The sequence below is a fragment of the Paraburkholderia eburnea genome, from assembly GCF_002917095.1.
Taxonomy (GTDB): domain Bacteria; phylum Pseudomonadota; class Gammaproteobacteria; order Burkholderiales; family Burkholderiaceae; genus Paraburkholderia; species Paraburkholderia eburnea.
Genome location: NZ_PQGA01000003.1, coordinates 451622 through 469677 on the forward strand (window position 1 = coordinate 451622; position 18056 = coordinate 469677).

Below are 18056 nucleotides of genomic sequence, written 5' to 3' on the forward strand. Positions count from 1 at the left end.
GCTTTGCGGGCGATTGTAATTAGGCCGTCCGCGTTCGTGCAAGGAAATTTTCGAATTGCGGGATGGGATTTTATAATGCGAAAAATTGTTGCAGCGCACGCTGAATCGTTCGCGCCCCTGTGTCGATATCGGCCAGTTTGAACCTGTTTATCGGCGATTTATCGCTTTTTTCGCGGCATTTCCGTGTCTTACGCTGAGCTACAATCCTTGCCATGTTGACCGAACGGCTTTTCGCACGCTCGGCGCGGCCGCCCGGTTCGCCCGGCGACACGTCGCCGTCCCGCTGGCACCACGGACCGTGGTGGTCCAATTCCTATTTGCTGACGCCGCTCCTGTCGATCCTGGTGTTCCTGATCGTCATGAGCCTGATCTTGTGGAGCCTCAACCGCCGCGAGCAGCAGCAGCAGGAAGACACGCTCTACCGCAACGTGGCCTGGGCCCAGCAGCAGATCCGCCTCTCCATGACGGGCGCGCAGGAGCAATTGCAGGCGCTCTCGCGCGATCTCGCGACCGGCCACTCCGACCCGCAGTATTTCCAGACGTCCACCACGGACATCATGCAGGGTCATCCGGAAATCCTTTACCTGAACTGGTACACGAGCCAGCAGGAGCCGCGCTGGCCCAATACGGCCATGCCGGTGTTCGGCCAGCGCCTGGCCAAGCCCAACGATTCGCAGATGGACGAGGCCGTGAAGGCGGCGTTCGCCGAAGCCCGTTCGTCGCGCCGCCAGGTCTATTCGCCGCTCATTTACGACGACCTCGGCAACGGCTACATCACGCTCCAGACGCCGGTATACCGCGATCGGGAATTTCTTGGCACGATCGCGGCCGTGTTCTCGGTCGAAGGGATCCTGAAACACGACATTCCGCCCGAGCTGTCGGCCAAGTACAAGATTTCGATTCTCGACGCGAACAACCGCGAACTCGCCACCACCTCGACGCGCCCGCGCCTGCCGCGCGACGTCTACTACGACCTGCCGCTCGATCCGCCGGGCCAGGGGGTGTCGGTGCGCGTGTACTCGTATCCGCAGATGACCAACTTCACGAACAACACGCTCGTGTGGCTGGTCGCGGGGCTCTCCTGCTTCGTGCTGTGGAGCCTCTGGAGCCTGTGGAAGCACACGCGCCAGCGCTTCGAGGCGCAGCAGGCGCTGTACGCGGAAGCATTCTTCCGCCGGGCGATGGAAAATTCGGTTTTGATCGGTATGCGCGTGCTCGACATGCATGGCCGGATCACCCATGTCAATCCGGCGTTTTGTCGCATGACGGGCTGGGATGAGAGCGATCTGGTCGGCAAGAACGCGCCGTTCCCGTACTGGCCGCGCGACGCGTATCCGGAAATGCAGCGCCAGCTCGACATGACGCTGCGCGGCAAGGCGCCCTCCTCGGGCTTCGAGCTGCGTGTGCGCCGCAAGGACGGCTCGCAGTTCCATGCGCGCCTGTACGTTTCGCCGCTGATCGACAGTTCGGGCCGCCAGACCGGCTGGATGTCGTCGATGACCGACATCACCGAACCCAAGCGCGCGCGCGAGGAACTCGCCGCCGCGCACGAACGCTTCACCACGGTGCTGGAAAGCCTCGATGCGGCCGTGTCGGTGCTGGCCGCCGACGAAGCCGAACTCCTGTTCGCGAACCGCTACTACCGGCATCTGTTCGGCATTCGCCCGGACGGCCACCTGGAACTGGCGGGCGGCGGCGGCTTCGATTCGGCCAGCGCCTCGTCGGATTCGATCGACATGGTGGACGCCTACGCGGGCCTGCCGGCCACGGCGCTCACCGACAGCGCCGCCGACGCGCAGGAAATCTACGTCGAGGGCATCCAGAAGTGGTTCGAGGTGCGCCGCCAGTACATCCAGTGGGTGGACGGCCATCTCGCGCAGATGCAGATCGCGACCGACATCACCACGCGCAAGCAGGCGCAGGAACTGGCCCGCCAGCAGGACGAAAAGCTGCAGTTCACGAGCCGCCTGATGACGATGGGCGAAATGGCCTCGTCGCTCGCCCACGAGCTGAACCAGCCGCTGGCCGCCATCAACAACTACGCCTCGGGCACCGTCGCGCTGGTGAAGTCGGGACGCGGCGCGCCCGAGAACCTGTTGCCCGCGCTCGAAAAAACGGCGCAGCAGGCCGTGCGCGCCGGCATGATCATCAAGCGCATCCGCGAGTTCGTGAAGCGCTCGGAACCCAAGCGGCAGGCCGCGCGTGTCGCCGACATCGTCGCCGACGCCGTGGGTCTGGCCGAAATCGAAGCGCGCAAGCGCCGCATCCGCATCGTGACCGACATGCGCTCGCGCATGCCCGTGATCTACGTCGATCCGGTGCTCATCGAGCAGGTGCTCGTCAACCTCCTGAAAAACGCCGCCGAAGCAATGGCCGACGCGCGCCCGAATGCCATCGATCCGCTCATTCGCGTGATCGTGAAGCGCGAAGGCGGCAACGTCTGCATCAGCGTGGTGGACCAGGGCCCCGGCGTGGACGAAGCCACGGCCGAGCGCCTCTTCGAACCGTTCTACAGCACCAAGTCCGACGGCATGGGCATGGGGCTGAACATTTGCCGCTCGATCATCGAATCGCATCGCGGGCGCCTGTGGGTGGTCAACAATATTGAAGCTGATGGCCACATCAGCGGCGCCACGTTCCATTGCAGTCTGCCCATCGGCGAATCGGATCAGCCTTCGAGGGACGGCACCGATGAACCGACTCCACAAACCGTTACGGGAGAGCCATGAACAGCCCAGTCACCACCCAGGAAACCGTCTTTGTTGTGGACGACGATGAAGCCGTACGCGACTCCCTGCGCTGGCTGCTTGAAGCGAATGGCTATCGCGTTCAGTGCTTCACGAGCGCGGAAGAATTCCTCGACGCCTATCAGCCCGCACAGCAGGCCGGCCAGATCGCCTGTCTGATTCTGGACGTGCGCATGCAGGGTATGAGCGGGCTCGAGCTGCAGGAGCGCCTGATCGCCGACAACGCCTCGCTGCCGATCATCTTCGTGACCGGCCACGGCGACGTGCCGATGGCCGTGTCCACCATGAAGAAGGGCGCGATGGACTTCATCGAAAAACCCTTCGACGAAGCCGAACTGCGCAAGCTGGTCGAGCGCATGCTGGAAAAGGCGCGCAGCGAAAGCACCAACGTCCAGCAGCAGCGTGCGGCGGCCGAACGTCTGGGCAAGCTCACGGCGCGCGAGCATCAGGTGCTGGAGCGCATCATCGCCGGCCGCCTGAACAAGCAGATCGCCGACGATCTCGGCATCAGCATCAAGACCGTGGAAGCGCACCGCGCCAACATCATGGAAAAGCTCAACGTGAACACGGTCGCCGACCTGCTCCGTCTGGCGCTCTCCAACAAACCGCAGCAGGCGCAACAGCCGCAACAATAAGTTCGTCGTCCCGAGGCCTCGCGGCGGGTTGAGCCGATGCGAGTCCTCCGATCCCCACTCCCCGCATCGCGGCGCGCCCGTTTGACCCAAGGCCGCCGCGCCAGCCTGTTCCCAGGTTGATTTCCTGTCCCGTCCGGCCACCGATCCGTCCTGGCGCGACAAGTCACGCCCGTCTGCCGGGTATAATGTCGGCCTTCGCAGCAGCGCCCGCTGCGCGTGACGCCGGCCCGCAGCGTCGGCACAACCGCCCTCGTCCCGGCGGGCGCGCTCCCCCGCTTTGCCACACTCGATTCTCGACCGACCATGACTGCCACTCTCATCGACGGCGTTGCCCTCTCCAAGAAACTGCGCGCCGATGTCGCCACGCGCGCCGCCGCCCTCACCGCACGCGGCCATCAGCCGGGCCTCGCGGTCGTGCTGGTCGGCGACAACCCGGCCAGCGAAGTCTATGTGCGCAACAAGATCAAGGCGTGCGAGGACAACGGCCTGCACTCGTCGTACGACCGCTATCCGGCAACCCTTTCGGAAGCCGATCTGCTCAAGCGCATCGACGAACTGAACAACGATCCGGCGATCCACGGCATCCTCGTGCAACTGCCGCTGCCGAAGCACATCGACAGCCACAAGGTGATCGAAGCGATCGCGCCCGAGAAGGACGTGGACGGCTTTCACGTCGCCAACGCCGGCGCGCTGATGACGGGCCAGCCGCTGTTCCGTCCCTGCACGCCCTACGGCGTGATGAAGATGTTCGAGGAGTACAACATCCCCCTCGAAGGCGCGAACGCCGTGGTGATCGGCCGCTCGAACATCGTCGGCAAGCCGATGGCGCTGCTGTTGCTCGAAAAGGGCGCAACGGTCACGATCTGCCACAGCAAGACGCGCGACCTCGCGAAGCACACGCGCGAGGCCGATATCGTCGTGGCCGCCGTGGGCAAGCGCAACGTGCTGACCGCCGACATGATCAAGCCGGGCGCGACGGTGATCGACGTGGGCATGAACCGCGACGACAACGGCAAGCTGTGCGGCGACGTCGATTTCGCGGGCCTGAAGGACAAGGCCGGCTTTATCACGCCGGTGCCGGGCGGCGTCGGCCCGATGACGATCACGATGCTGCTCGTCAACACGATCGAAGCGGCGGAGCGTGCGGCAGGCGCGTAAGCGCAGCCTCGCAGCGCGCCACGCAATAACGAAGCGGCCCCGTGCGGGCCGCTTTGCTTTTGGGGCGCCGACGATGCGCCGACGATGCGCCGACGATGCGCCGAGGTTGCGCTGATTGTGCCGCCGCGCCCCGACTTCTGTTAATTTGCTCGGATGACCCGGTTGGAAAGTGCGCACCGCGCCCCAATAACCGATTTATCGGGGCGCGGGCTGCGCGGCGCTCCGGCCCTACACAGTGCGAAAATCGCCTGCGAATCAACCGCGACAGAAGGAACAGGACGCATCATGGCAATTACTTCCTCCGATAATCCCCTGCTCGATTTTTCCGGCCTGCCGCGCTTTGGCGAGATCCGTCCCGAACACGTGACGCCCGCGCTCGATGTGCTGCTCGCCAACGCCAGCGCCGCCGTCGAACGCGCCGCCCAGCCGATGACGCCCGCGCAATGGAGCGACGTGGTCGAACCGGTCGAGCGCGTCACCGAACCGCTCTCGCGCGCCTGGGGTGTGATCGGCCACCTGAACGCCGTCGCCGACACGCCCGAACTGCGCGCCGTCTATGGCGAAAACCTGCCGCGCGTGACCGAGTTCTGGTCGAGCGTCGGCCAGAACCTCGCGCTCTACGAGAAGTACAAGGCGATCACGAATCACAACTCGTTCCAGTTGCTCACGAGCGAGCGCAAGAAGATTCTCGATAACGCCCTGCGCGACTTCCGCCTCTCGGGTGCGGAACTGCCCGAAGACCAGAAGCCGCGTTTCGCCGAACTGCAGGAGCGCCAGGCCGCGCTGGCGAAGGCGTTCTCGGATCACGTGCTGGACGCGACCAACGCCTACGCGTTCTACGCCAAAGACGAAAGCGAACTGGCAGGCCTGCCCGAAGACGTGATCGCCGCCGCGCGCGAAGCCGCCGAGCGCGAGAACAAGGAAGGCTACAAGTTCACGCTGCACTTCCCCTCGTATTTCCCGGTGCTCCAGTACTCGGAAAACCGCGCGATGCGCGAGACGCTGTACCGCGCGTATGTCACGCGCGCGTCCGAACTCGGCCCCGTCTACGGCGGCGGCAAGCCCGAATGGGACAACACGGCGATTGTCGACGAGCAACTGAAGCTGCGCGCCGAAGAAGCGAAGATGCTCGGCTACAACAATTTCGCCGAAGTCTCGCTCACCCCCAAGATGGCCGAAACGCCCGCGCAGGTCATGAGCTTCCTCGAAGACCTCGCCACGCGCGCGCGTCCGCACGCGGAAAAGGACTGGCAGGAACTGCGCGAATTCGCCGCGAGCGAACTGGGCCTCACGCAGATCGAGCCGTGGGACATGGCCTTCGCAGCCGAGCGTCTGCGCCAGAAGCGCTATTCGTTCTCGGAAAACGAGGTCAAGCAATATTTCCCCGAAGACTTCGTGCTCAAGGGCCTCTTCAAGGTCACCGAAACGCTCTTCGGCGTGCGTATCCGCGACGACAGCGCGCCGGTCTGGAACGACGACGTGCGCTTTTTCCGCGTCGAAAACGCCGACGGCACGCTCGTCGCGCAGTTCTATCTCGACCTCTATGCACGCGAAGGCAAGCGCGGCGGCGCGTGGATGGATGACGCGCGCTCGCGCCGCAAGCTCGAAGCGAACGGCGTGCAGACGCCGGTGGCCTATCTCACCTGCAACTTCTCGGCGCCGGTGGGCGGGCGACCCGCCTGCTTCACGCACGACGAAGTCATCACCCTGTTCCATGAATTCGGCCACGGCCTGCACCACATGCTCACGCGCGTGGATGAGCTGTCGGTGTCGGGCATCAACGGCGTGGAATGGGACGCGGTCGAGCTGCCCTCGCAGTTCATGGAGAACTTCTGCTGGGAATGGGACGTCCTCACCGAGATGACCTCGCACGTCGATACCGCCAAACCGCTGCCGCGCGAGCTGTTCGACAAGATGATCGCCGCGAAGAACTTCCAGAGCGGTTTGGGCACGCTGCGCCAGATCGTGTTCTCGATGTTCGACATGGCGCTGCACGTCGACTTCGACGCCTCGAAGGGCAAGAGCGTCAACGATCTCGCGCGCGAAATCAACAAGCGTTATCACGTGATTGCGCAAGCGCCGTTCTCGCGCTGGCCGAATACGTTCAGCCATATCTTCGCGGGCGGGTACGCTGCGGGCTACTACAGCTACAAGTGGGCCGAAGTGCTGTCCGCCGACGCCTACGCGGCCTTCGAGGAAGCCGCCGCGGCCGCGAAGTCGAGCGTGCTCGATCCGGCCACCGGCACGCGCTATCGCCAGGAGATTCTGGAAGTGGGCGGCAGCCGCCCGGCGATGGAATCCTTCAAGGCGTTCCGTGGCCGCGAGCCGAATATCGACGCGCTGCTGCGTCATAACGGCATGGAGCAGCCGCCGGCGCAGTAAGTCAGCCTCGCGCTCGAACCAGAACCACTGAGCCACCCGAAAAACCGCGCACTTCGATGCGCGGTTTTTTTATGGCACGGCGCTTTATCGATGCAGCTTGAAATCGACGCTTTCGGGACGCCCTTCGAGCGCGAGCGCCGCGCGCTGCGCGGGTTGGCGGCTCACCACCTTGCCCCGGCTCACGACGGCCAGGCGTGCGGCGCGCAGCCGGATCGCCTCGATTGGATCGCGTGCGTCGAGCACCACCAGATTCGCCGCGCAGCCCGGCGCGACGCCATAGCCTTCGAGGCCGAGAATCCGCGCGGGATTGACCGTCACCGCGTCGAAACAGGCCCGCGACGCCTCCACGCCCGTCATCTGCGCGACGTGCAGTCCCATCTGCGCGACTTCGAGCATGTCGCCCGAGCCGAAGCTGTACCACGGGTCCATCACGCAATCGTGGCCGAACGCGACCGTCACGCCCGCGGCCATCAACTCGGGCACGCGCGTCATGCCGCGACGTTTCGGATAAGTATCCGCGCGTCCTTGCAGCGTGATGTTGATGAGCGGATTGGCGATCGCGGCCACGCCCGCTTCGCGCATCAGCGGAATCAGCTTGCTCACGTAGTAGTTGTCCATCGAATGCATCGACGTGAGGTGCGAGCCGGCCACGCGGCCATGCAGCCCGAGACGATGCGTTTGCGCCGCGAGCGTTTCGATATGGCGCGAGAGCGGATCGTCCGACTCGTCGCAATGCATGTCGACGCGCAGGCCCTTTTCCGCCGCGAATTCGCAGAGTAGCCTCACCGATTCCGCGCCATCGGCCATGGTGCGCTCGAAGTGCGGGATACCGCCCACCACGTCGACGCCCATCGCGATCGCGCGTTTGAGGTTGTCGAACGCGCCCGCGCTGCGCAACACGCCGTCTTGCGGGAAGGCCACCAGTTGCAGATCGAGATACGGCGCGACGCGGCGCTTTACTTCGAGCAGCGCCTCGACGGCCAGCAGCCGCGGATCGCAGACATCGACATGCGAGCGGATCGCCAGCAGCCCGCGCGCGACGGCCCAATCGCAGTACTGGAGCGCGCGTTCGACCAGCGCCTCCTGGGTCAGATGCGGCTTGAGCTCGCCCCACAGCGCGATGCCCTCCAGCAACGTGCCCGACGCATTCACGCGCGGCAGGCCGTAGGAGAGCGTGGCGTCCATGTGGAAATGCGCGTCGATGAAAGGCGCGGAGACAAGCGCGCCGCTGGCGTCGATTTCATCGCGCGCCTGCGCGTCCAGCCGCGCTTCGACGGCGGCGATGCGCCCCGCCTCGATGCCGATATCGACCGTGGAGTGCCCGGTGGGATGCCCATGCGCGAGCACGGCGCGGCGAATGATCAGGTCCATGTGCGGCTCCTTGCTGGCGTCTTGTTGTGCGTGGTGTTCCGATTCTATCGGTGCCAGAATTCAGCGGCTCGTTATGGTGCGCGAGACTGTCCGGAATCCGTCCCTTGACCGTATCGTGACACCCGCGCGCAACCGTACCTGTACAGCCCAAACGGCAAGCCTATACTCGTGCGGACACTTCAACCACCCGCGCACTCGCGTACACGCAATGAAGACAATCGGTGTGATTGGCGGCATGAGCTGGGAATCGTCGGCGGAGTACTACCGCCTGCTCAACAGCGAGATGAAGGCGCGCCTCGGCGGCCATCACAACGCGCGCAGCCTGATGGCGACCGTCGATTTCGCGGAAATCGAAGCATTGCAGCGCGCGGGCGACTGGGACGCACTAGGCGGCCTGATGGCGCAGGCCGCACGGCAACTGGAGCGCGGCGGTGCGGATATCGTGCTGCTCGCGACCAATACGATGCATCGCGTCTGCGCGTCGATCGAAGCGGCCATCTCGATTCCCTTTTTGCACATCGCCGATCCGACAGGCGCGGCATTGCGTGCAGCGGGCGTGACGCGCGTAGGGCTGCTGGGCACGCGCTATACGATGGAGCAGGATTTTTACGTGGGCCGTTTGCGCGAGGTTCACGGCATCGAGGCGATCGTGCCCGATGCGGACGAGCGCGACGACGTGCACCGCATCATCTACGACGAGTTGTGTCACGGCGTGGTGAAAGATGTGTCGCGGGCGGTGTATCAGCGGGTGATCGACGCACTGGCTGCGCGTGGCGCACAGGGCGTGATACTCGGCTGCACGGAAATCACGCTGCTGATCGGCGCGGAGGATTCGTCGCTGCCCGTATTCGACACGACCGCCTTGCATGCGAAGGCCGCGGTGGACTGGGCGTTGAAGGCCTGAGAAGAGCCACGCAGAAAACAAAAAAGGGTTACACGCTGATGCGTTGTAACCCTTGATTGCTTCCGACGAACAGCTTTGGTTGCGGGGACAGGATTTGAACCTGTGACCTTCGGGTTATGAGCCCGACGAGCTGCCAGACTGCTCCACCCCGCGTCCGTCAGAGAAAAGAATTATAAGGTGAGGCTGTCATAACGTCAATACTTATTTTCTACACACCTTCTGCGCGAGAATGACATGCTCAAGCGCGAGCACCCGCGCTCGCCATAATTAATCCGGAATCCGAACTTTACTGTTCGCCACTACCCAGCAACGACGGCAGTTCTTCAGCCCATTCGAGCCACGATTCCTGCGTGCGAATGCCTGCCTTGAGAATCGCATACTGCAACTGCTGGCCACGCGTGAGCGATGGCGCGCCGAAGTCGCGCTGCTCGATGGCGCGATAGGTGTCGAGCCGTTCGCGCGCATCGACGATCATCTGCCGCACCTGGTCCGCGAGACCCAGCGGCCCGATTACCGCGTCGGCGCGCAACTTCAGCAGCAGCAGATTGCGGTCGTCCACCCCCAGGCGCGTTTCGCGAGCCCAGCGCGCCACCTCTTCGCGCCCGACCGGCAGCACGCGATAGACCTTTTTGCGCGTGGCGGCCGCGTCCTCTTCGACCACGGCTACCCAGCCCGCCTCCACCATGCGGCCGAGTTCACGGTAGATCTGCTGATGCGTAGCCTGCCAGAAATAAGCGATCGCGCGGTCGAAGCGCCGGGCAAGATCGTAGCCGGACGACGGCTTTTCCAGCAGGGCAATGAGGATGGCGTGGGGCGTGGACATGCGCCGATTCTAAACCACGGCTTGAACGATACCGCCCCGGTTAATCCCCGAGGAGAAGCACTATGCAACCAGTTGCATAGTGTTCGGGGCTTTGCTATGTTTATCGATACCAACCACAAGACGGTGCCTTCCTTCAGGGTCGTAAGGGATCACATGGGGGCGCCGATTCCGTCCAGGAGATATGCATGTCCTTGCCCGCCGTCCTGCGTCGCGGCCTGTCGATTCCCGTCGTCGGCTCGCCGCTTTTCATCATTTCGAATCCGGATCTCGTGATCGCGCAGTGCAAGGCGGGCGTGGTCGGTTCGTTCCCCGCGCTCAACGCCCGCCCCGATCACGTATTGGGCGAATGGCTCGACCGCATCACGACCGAGCTTGCCGAGTACAACGCGAAGCATCCCGACCGCCCGGCCGCGCCGTTCGCCGTGAATCAGATCGTCCACAAGTCCAACGACCGTCTGGAGCACGACCTGGGCGTCTGCGCGCAATACAAGGTGCCGATCGTCATCACGTCGCTGGGCGCGCGCGCGGAAGTGAACGACGCCATTCACGCGTGGGGCGGCATCGTCCTGCATGACGTGATCAACAACACCTTCGCGAAAAAAGCGATCGAGAAAGGCGCCGATGGTCTGATCGCCGTCGCCGCGGGCGCGGGCGGCCATGCCGGCACGCTTTCGCCGTTTGCGCTGATCCACGAAATCCGCGAATGGTTCGACGGCCCGCTGCTGCTCTCGGGTGCGATCGGCAACGGCAATGCCATCCTCGCAGCGCAAGCGGCAGGCGCGGACCTCGCCTACATCGGCTCGGCTTTCATCGCCACGCAGGAAGCCAATGCGGTGGAGGCGTACAAGCAGATGATCGTCGAGAGCAGCGCGGCCGATATCGTCTATTCGAATCTCTTCACGGGCGTGCACGGCAACTACCTGCGCCCGAGCATCGTCGCGAGCGGCCTCGATCCGGACGCGCTGCCGGAATCGGATCCGTCGAAGATGAGTTTCGCGTCGAGCGGCGCAAAAGCGTGGAAGCACATCTGGGGTTCGGGCCAGGGCATCGGCGCGGTGAAGAGCGTCGTGCCCGCCGCCGATTTGATCGCGCGCCTGAAGCGCGAATACGATGCGGCGCGCGAAAGGCTGGGCGTGGCCGCTGAAGCTGTCGCCTGATAGCGGAACACGGCGGTGCGGGAACGCATGATTCGCGTCTGCGTTCCCCGCCGCCACGCGCGTTCTGTCACTTCACGCGGGCAATTTCCTCTTCCACGTCACGCAGACGATCTTTGCCGAAGAAGATTTCGTCGTTGACGAAGAACGTCGGTGCGCCAAACGCGCCGCACTTGAACGCGGCTTCGGTATTCGCGAGCAACGTGCCTTTTACCTGCGCATCGGCCATTGCCGTCTCGAAGCGCGCCACGTCGAAACCATCGGCCGCGAGCGTCGCGCGCAGCACCTGCGGGTCGTCGAGCTTGAGACCTTCCTCCCACATATGCGCGAACATGAGTTCGACATAACGCTCGAACACGCCTTCGCGCTGCGCGGCCACCGCGCCCCGCATCAGCGCCAGCGTATTGACGGGAAAATGCGGATTCATCCGATACGCCGTGAGACCATGCTTCGCAATGAAACGCTGGATTTCGAGGAACAGGTATTGGCGCTTGTTCTCGATACCGGCCGTGGTTTCCGCCGGCGAGCGGTTGCCGGTCAGCTTGAAGAGGCCGCCGAGCAGGATCGGCACGTATTCGAAGCGCACGCCCTGACGCGCCTCGATCTGCGGAATTACTTTGTGGCTCAGGTAGGCATTCGGACTGCCGAAGTCGAACAGAAACTGCACGCTCACATTGCTCATCACTGCTCCTCCCTATGTTTGTGATTGGTCCTGGATGCGGGCCGCCGCCTGGCTCGACGTGGCCCGAGCGGCTATAGTGCGGTATCGATTCCCGGGAACACCCGCGCCTGCCCCCGGCAGGCAGCGCCATTCCCCGCACACTTACCGGCTCACCATCCATGAAAATCGCGACCTGGAACGTCAACTCCCTGAAAGTGCGTCTGCAGCACGTCATCGACTGGCTCGGCGAAAGCAAGGTCGATGCCCTCTGCCTGCAGGAACTCAAGCTCACCGACGATAAATACCCGCGCGCCGAACTCGAAGCGCATGGCTATCGTAGCTGGTTCGCGGGCCAGAAGACCTATAACGGGGTTGCCATTCTCGTGCGCGACGGTCTGGACGTCGACGACGTCACGGTCGTGCGCAACATTCCCGGCTTCGAAGATCTGCAGCAGCGCGTGATCGCGGCGACGGTGGGCGGCGTGCGCCTCGTGAGCGCCTATTTCCCTAACGGCCAGGCGCCGGGCACCGAGAAGTTCGCCTACAAGCTCGCATGGCTTGACGCGATGCACGACTGGCTCGCGCAGGAAATGCAGCAGTATCCGAAGCTCGCGCTGCTCGGCGATTACAACATCGCGCCCGAGGATCGCGACGTGCATGATCCGAAGGCATGGGAAGGCCAGAATCTGGTTTCACCCGAAGAGCGCGCGCAGTTCGAGCGGCTCATCGCGCTCGGCTTTGTCGATTCGTATCGGCAATTCGAGCAGCCCGAAAAGACGTTCACGTGGTGGGATTACCGCATGTTCGCGTTCCGCCGCAACGCGGGGCTGCGTATCGATCACATCCTGCTTTCGCCTGAGCTCGCGCCGTCGCTCGTGTCGTGCGAGATCGACAAGGTGCCGCGCAAGTGGGAGCAGCCGTCCGATCACACGCCCGTTATCGCGGACCTGAATCTCGCCGCCTGAGTGTGCAGAAAAAACGGGCGGCTCGCTTGAAGCGCGCCGCCCGCCTGAATCACGGCAGGGTCACAGCAGATTCACCGCGGAATCACCAGGTCCCGCCAAGCGTCGTCCACAGGAAGCGGAACACCAGTGCATCGTATTGCGCGCGCTCCAGCGCATCGCTTCCCGGTCCGTGGCCGCCATCCGTATTCTCCAGATACCAGACGTTCGCGTGCCCTTGTTCCTGCATGCGCGCGACCATCTTGCGCGCGTGCGCGGGATGGACGCGATCGTCGCTCGTCGAAGTCGTGAACAGCACGTCCGGATACGCCACGCCTGCTTTCACGCGTTGATACGGCGAGTACGCGGCGAGCGCCTGCGCTTCTTCGGCATCCTCAGGATCACCGTATTCGTCGATCCATGACGCGCCCGCATGAAGCAGCGGATAACGCTGCATGTCGAGCAGCGGCACTTCGCAGATTACCGCGCCGAACAGCTCCGGCCGTTGCACCATGCACGCGCCGACCAGCAGCCCGCCATTGCTGCCGCCGCGAATACCCAGTTGCGGCGCGCTCGTGAAGCCTTGCGCAACCAGCTCCTGTGCGACGGCGATAAAGTCGTCGAACGAGCGCTGCCGGTTCTCGCGCTGCGCCTCCACGTGCCACGACGAACCATATTCGCCGCCGCCACGGATATGCGCGATGGCGATCACGCCGCCCTGCTCCAGCCAGCCGATGCCCGAGCCCACCAGATACTGCGGCGTGAGCGAAATCGCAAAGCCGCCATAGCCCTCCAGCAGGCACGGCAGCGGGGTGCGCGAGCCACTTTCGAGCGCGGCACGCGGGCCGATCACGGTGAACGGCACCTGCGTGCCGTCAGCCGAGCGCGCATGCGAGCGGATCACGGTGAGCGGCGACGCGTCGAACTGCGTGGGCCAGCGATCGAGCAGTTCCCACGTCTGCAGATCGTCTTTCGCGAGGTCCGCGAGCCAATACTCGGGCGGCAGCAGGTAGTCGTCCACATCGACAAAGACTTCGTCGTTGAGCGTGTCCTCGATGGGCGAGACATCGACCTGCGAACTGGCACGGCCCGGGAACAGGCGCGACTGCCACGTCCACGCGCCCTGTGCTTCGTGCGGCTGCCAGAGCATCGTGCGGCTTTGCACGTCGTCGAGCCACGAGACGATCAAGACGTTCTTCGTATAGGTCCAGTCGCACGCGGACGTGACCGGCGTAGGCGTGAAGAGCGCCGTCACATTGCGATCGCCCGCGACAAAGGCCTCTTCGCGGATCGCAAGCAGCGAGCCGCCCGCATACGTATGCGCTCCCAGCGTCCAGTCGAGGCGCGGTTCGAGCAGCAGCCACCCGTGCCATGCGCCCACGGCCACATGCGAAGGCACGTCGTAGCGCTGCCACTGCCCTTTCGCATCGAGACGATATGAATATGAATCGAAGAAGTCGACGCTGCGCACCACGTCGTGACGCTGCTCGATCGGATCGTAATCGCCTTCCACGCTGATATCGTCGAACTCGCCGCGAAACACCACGGGCGCATCCGCCAGACGCGCGCCACGGCTCCAGCGGCGCACCTCGCGCGGATAACCCGAGCGCGTGAGCGTCTTCTTGCCGTGATCCCAGCCGACATAGACGGCGTCACGATCGATCCACGAAATCGTGTGCTTGCCTTCTTTCCCGATGGCAAAGCCACCGTCGACAAACACGCGCCGTTCGAGATCGAATTCGCGCACCACGACGGCGTCGGCGCCGCCGTCGGAAAGCTGGATCAGCGCGCGGTCGCCATCGGGATAGAGGATGTCGATACCGGCGCACACCCAGGGCACGCCTTCTTCTTCACCGAGCGCATCGAAGTCGATCAGGCTTTCCCACTGCGGCCGATGCGCGCGCCAGTCGGCCCATTTCGCGCGACGCCAGAGACCCTTGGGATTGTCCTCGTCCTCCCAGAGATCGTAGGCCCACTCCTGCCAGCGGGTGGGGATCACGGGCCGCTCACGCGGCAGATAGGCCTGCGCGAGACGCTTCTCCAGCGCCTCGAAACGCGCGCCGCCTTGCCACGCGGCACGCGTGCGCGCGTTCTGCTGCTCGACCCACGCCATGGCGGCGGGATCGTCGAGTTCTTCGAGCGACAGGAAAGGATCGGCCTCGGCGGGCCAGGGAGAAGTCACGGGCATAGTGGGTCATCGACAGGAAAACAGCGTCGATTATGCCCCAGCACGCAAGAAGGTCCGCGCATCCCCGCTTAGGGGCAAGGTGCGCAGCAGCCGCAACAGCCGCTGCGCACGACGGACTCATTCCAGATTGAGTTCCTGGATCTTGCGCGTGATGGTGTTACGGCCAATGCCGAGACGCTCGGCGGCCTCGACCTTGCGCCCGCGCGTGAAGTCGAGCGCTTCGCGGATCACGGCGGCTTCGAAACGGCGCGACAGTTCGTCCATGACGTCGGCGCTGTTCTCGCGCAGCAGACGCGCGACTTCGGTGCGCAGACCGCTTTCCCAGACGCTCACCGTGAGCGCGGCCACGCCGTTGGCGGACGAAAAGCCGCCAGGCAGCGCGCCACCGACGGCACCCGTGGCACCCGGCACGCCTCCCAGCGCGCCGGCCGCGCCCGCCGACAAACCACCCGCCGCACCCGCGAGCACGCCGTTGACGCCCACCGCGCCGGCCGTCGCAACATCGCCGGCCAGCGCGTGCACGCCTTCCGTGGCGGCGACGTGCGCGGGCACCAGATCGGGCGGCAAGTCCTTGATCTCGATGGTCTGCGCAGGCGCCATCACCGTGAGCCAGTTGGCGAGATTCTCCAGTTGGCGCACGTTGCCCTGAAACTGCAGCGACGACATATACGCGAGCGCTTCGTCGGACACGCGCTTGGGTTCGACACCCAGCTCGCGCGCGCTCTTCTGCAGGAAGTGGCGCGTGAGCAGCGGAATGTCCTCGCTGCGCTCGCGCAGCGCGGGCAGACGCAAACGGATCACGTTGAGGCGGTGATACAAGTCCTCGCGGAACAACCCCTGGCGCACCCGCGTTTCCAGATTCTGGTGGGTGGCCGCGATCACGCGCACATTGGCGCGCAGCGGATTGTGGCCACCAACGCGATAAAACTGCCCGTCCGACAACACGCGCAACAGGCGCGTCTGCAGATCGAACGGCATATCGCCGATTTCGTCGAGGAACAGCGTGCCGTTCTCGGCCTGCTCGAAGCGGCCCTGGCGCATCGCCTGCGCGCCCGTAAACGCGCCGCGTTCGTGACCGAACAGTTCGGATTCCAGAAGATCCTTCGGGATGGCCGCGGTGTTCAGCGCGATGAACGGGCCGTTCGCGCGTGGGCTATGTCGGTGCAAGGCGCGCGCGACAAGCTCCTTTCCGGTGCCCGACTCGCCGGTGATGAGCACGGTCGCGGCCGAATGCGAAAGCCGGCCGATGGCGCGAAACATATCCTGCATCGCGGGCGCCTGGCCCAGCATCTCGGGCGCTTCGGCGGGCCGGTCGTCCCAGTGCTGCTCGCCGCGCATGCTTTCGTCCACGGCGCGGCGGATCAGCTCGACCGCCTTGTCCACGTCGAAGGGCTTGGCGAGATATTCGAATGCACCACCCTGGAACGCAGCGACCGCGCTATCGAGGTCGGAGAACGCCGTCATGATGATGACGGGCAGTCCCGGCAGACGCTCGCGCACGGTCTGCAGCAGCTCAAGCCCCGAGCCGCCCGGCATACGAATGTCGGAGACGAGCACCTGCGGGCTGTCGTGGTCGAGCGCGGCTGCGGCATCGCGCACGTTCGAGAAGCTGCGGGTCGCGAAATTTTCGCGGGCGAGTGCCTTTTCAAGCACCCAGCGAATCGATTGGTCGTCGTCAACTATCCAGATCGGCTTCATAAGGTCGGTCAGAAGTCCTGGTGGCGTGCGGTAGCGGTAGATCGGGAAACAGGTTCAGCTTAGGTTCAAACTCGCTCGCGCCCATTCAGGTGTCGAGCGGCAGCAGGATCTGAAACTCGGTATGTCCTGGCCGGCTTTCCACTTCGATCAGGCCATCATGCTGCTGCACGAAGGTCTGCGCGAGCGTGAGGCCGAGACCGCTGCCATCCTCGCGTCCCGAGACGAGCGGATAGAAGATGCGGTCGCGGATGTCCTCGGGAATGCCGGGTCCGTTATCGATGATATGCAAGTCCAATGCCAGCTTGCACAGGCGTTTTGAAATCGTGACCTTGCGCGCGACACGCGTGCGCAATTCGATGCGCGCATCGCCCTGCGAAATGCGTTCGCGCAGCGCCTGGGCCGCATTGCGCACGATGTTCAGGAGCGCCTGAATCAGTTGCTCCTTGTCGCCGCGCAGGTCGGGCACGCTCACATCGTAGTCGCGCTCGATCGTGAGGCCGCGCGGGAACTCCGCGAGGATCAGGGCGCGCACGCGCTCGCAGACCTCGTGAATATTCACGTCGCCCACGATATGCGGATGACGATGCGGCTCCAGCAGCCGGTCCACCAGCGTCTGCAGGCGGTCCGACTCCTTGATGACGACCTGCGTGTACTCGCGCAGCTCGCCGCGCTCTAGCGTGCCCAGCTCGAATTCGAGCAGTTGGGCCGCGCCGCGAATGCCGCCGAGCGGGTTCTTGATTTCGTGCGCAAGATTGCGGATCAGATGCTTGTTGACGGTCGCGAGGTCGTGAATGCGCTCCTCGCGATCGCTCTTGAGATGCCGCTCGTTCTCGAAGAGTTCGAGCAGCACGTAATCGGGGGCGCTCTCCAGGAAGCCGACAATCGCATGCACGTGCAACGATTCGCGGCCCGGGCGTTCGAGCGTTGCGTCGAGGCGCGTCGCATGAAAGCGATGCGCGGCGATCGAGGCGATCGTCTGCAGCAGTTCGTCGGCGTTGGAGAACAGATCGGACCATGCCATCTGCCCGAGCTGGCGCCGCGAGAGGTCGAGCATCGCCTCGGCCGAGGGGTTCGCGAAGGCCACCCGCAAGGTGCGCTTGTCGAGCACGAGCACGACGGTGGGCAGCGCCTCGAAGCCTGGCAGCAAACCCGAGTCGACGAGCGGCGCATCGTCAGAGAGCGCATCCGCGTGGCCTTTTCTTGCCTTGATCAGATTCTTGAGCACCATGTTTCGGCGCCGGTGGCCACGTGGCGCGCCGGCTGGCAGTCCATGTCGATGATGGTTGACACTACGACGTCGATGCGGCGGCGACAATTGACACGCTTCGCGCCGTGCAAAAGCCAACAAAAAAGGGACGGCGCCGCCGTCCCTTCGTGACCGTTTCGCCGACGTC

At 64.3% G+C, this 18056-nt stretch carries 14 protein-coding genes and 1 tRNA gene; 7 read left to right on the forward strand and 8 right to left on the reverse strand.

Annotated features, from left to right (window positions below):
- Window positions 1-70: 70 nt before the first annotated feature.
- A complete protein-coding gene (locus B0G62_RS31600) occupies window positions 71-310 on the reverse strand; it encodes a hypothetical protein (RefSeq protein WP_167401210.1) in 240 nt (79 codons plus the stop codon).
- On the opposite strand from B0G62_RS31600, the gene fixL reads away from it, so the two are divergent.
- From fixL to B0G62_RS10030, 4 genes are all read left to right on the forward strand, one after another.
- Window positions 213-2729, forward strand: a complete 2517-nt coding sequence (gene fixL / locus B0G62_RS10015; RefSeq protein WP_103704020.1) for an oxygen sensor histidine kinase FixL — start codon at window positions 213-215, stop codon at window positions 2727-2729. The genes B0G62_RS31600 and fixL overlap by 98 nt on opposite strands.
- Window positions 2726-3382 (forward strand): oxygen response regulator transcription factor FixJ, encoded by a 657-nt coding sequence (gene fixJ, locus B0G62_RS10020; protein WP_103704021.1) that lies wholly within the window; start codon window positions 2726-2728, stop codon window positions 3380-3382. The genes fixL and fixJ overlap by 4 nt, the downstream gene beginning before the upstream one ends.
- Before the next feature lie 303 nt (window positions 3383-3685).
- On the forward strand, window positions 3686-4540 hold the full coding sequence (folD, locus tag B0G62_RS10025; RefSeq protein ID WP_103704022.1) for a bifunctional methylenetetrahydrofolate dehydrogenase/methenyltetrahydrofolate cyclohydrolase FolD: 855 nt from the start codon (window positions 3686-3688) through the stop codon (window positions 4538-4540).
- A gap of 285 nt (window positions 4541-4825) precedes the next feature.
- Window positions 4826-6922 (forward strand): M3 family metallopeptidase, encoded by a 2097-nt coding sequence (locus B0G62_RS10030; RefSeq protein ID WP_103704023.1) that lies wholly within the window; start codon window positions 4826-4828, stop codon window positions 6920-6922.
- Window positions 6923-7006: 84 nt separating this feature from the next.
- Here the strand turns inward: B0G62_RS10030 and B0G62_RS10035 are convergent, their stop codons facing one another.
- Window positions 7007-8293 carry an amidohydrolase family protein gene (locus B0G62_RS10035; protein ID WP_103704024.1) on the reverse strand — a complete coding sequence of 429 codons (1287 nt, stop codon included), beginning with the start codon at window positions 8291-8293 and terminating at the stop codon, window positions 7007-7009.
- Window positions 8294-8501: 208 nt separating this feature from the next.
- On the opposite strand from B0G62_RS10035, the gene B0G62_RS10040 reads away from it, so the two are divergent.
- On the forward strand, window positions 8502-9197 hold the full coding sequence (locus B0G62_RS10040; RefSeq protein WP_103704025.1) for an aspartate/glutamate racemase family protein: 696 nt from the start codon (window positions 8502-8504) through the stop codon (window positions 9195-9197).
- Window positions 9198-9273: 76 nt separating this feature from the next.
- Here the strand turns inward: B0G62_RS10040 and B0G62_RS10045 are convergent.
- Window positions 9274-9350 (reverse strand) — tRNA-Met (locus B0G62_RS10045).
- 133 nt (window positions 9351-9483) lie between these two features.
- Window positions 9484-10020: a PadR family transcriptional regulator gene (locus B0G62_RS10050; protein ID WP_103704026.1), complete on the reverse strand. Its 537-nt coding sequence runs from the start codon at window positions 10018-10020 to the stop codon at window positions 9484-9486.
- Between the two features lie 185 nt (window positions 10021-10205).
- Here B0G62_RS10050 and B0G62_RS10055 point away from each other — a divergent pair, with 185 nt between their 5' ends.
- Window positions 10206-11177 (forward strand): NAD(P)H-dependent flavin oxidoreductase, encoded by a 972-nt coding sequence (locus tag B0G62_RS10055; protein WP_103704027.1) that lies wholly within the window; start codon window positions 10206-10208, stop codon window positions 11175-11177.
- Between the two features lie 67 nt (window positions 11178-11244).
- Here B0G62_RS10055 and B0G62_RS10060 read toward each other — a convergent pair whose 3' ends face one another.
- Window positions 11245-11856 carry a 2-hydroxychromene-2-carboxylate isomerase gene (locus B0G62_RS10060; protein ID WP_103704028.1) on the reverse strand — a complete coding sequence of 204 codons (612 nt, stop codon included), beginning with the start codon at window positions 11854-11856 and terminating at the stop codon, window positions 11245-11247.
- A 158-nt stretch (window positions 11857-12014) separates the two neighbouring features.
- On the opposite strand from B0G62_RS10060, the gene xth reads away from it, so the two are divergent.
- Window positions 12015-12800 carry an exodeoxyribonuclease III gene (xth, locus tag B0G62_RS10065; protein WP_103704029.1) on the forward strand — a complete coding sequence of 262 codons (786 nt, stop codon included), beginning with the start codon at window positions 12015-12017 and terminating at the stop codon, window positions 12798-12800.
- A gap of 82 nt (window positions 12801-12882) precedes the next feature.
- Here xth and B0G62_RS10070 read toward each other — a convergent pair whose 3' ends face one another.
- The 3 genes from B0G62_RS10070 to glnL all read right to left on the reverse strand — a co-directional run bounded on the left by B0G62_RS10070 (window position 12883) and on the right by glnL (window position 17890).
- The gene (locus B0G62_RS10070) at window positions 12883-14964 is read right to left on the reverse strand and encodes a prolyl oligopeptidase family serine peptidase (protein WP_103704030.1); all 2082 of its coding nucleotides are present in this window, start codon (window positions 14962-14964) and stop codon (window positions 12883-12885) included.
- 117 nt (window positions 14965-15081) lie between these two features.
- On the reverse strand, window positions 15082-16662 hold the full coding sequence (gene ntrC, locus B0G62_RS10075) for a nitrogen regulation protein NR(I) (RefSeq protein WP_103704031.1): 1581 nt from the start codon (window positions 16660-16662) through the stop codon (window positions 15082-15084).
- An 85-nt stretch (window positions 16663-16747) separates the two neighbouring features.
- Window positions 16748-17890 (reverse strand): nitrogen regulation protein NR(II), encoded by a 1143-nt coding sequence (glnL, locus tag B0G62_RS10080; protein ID WP_103704032.1) that lies wholly within the window; start codon window positions 17888-17890, stop codon window positions 16748-16750.
- Window positions 17891-18056 lie beyond the last annotated feature (166 nt).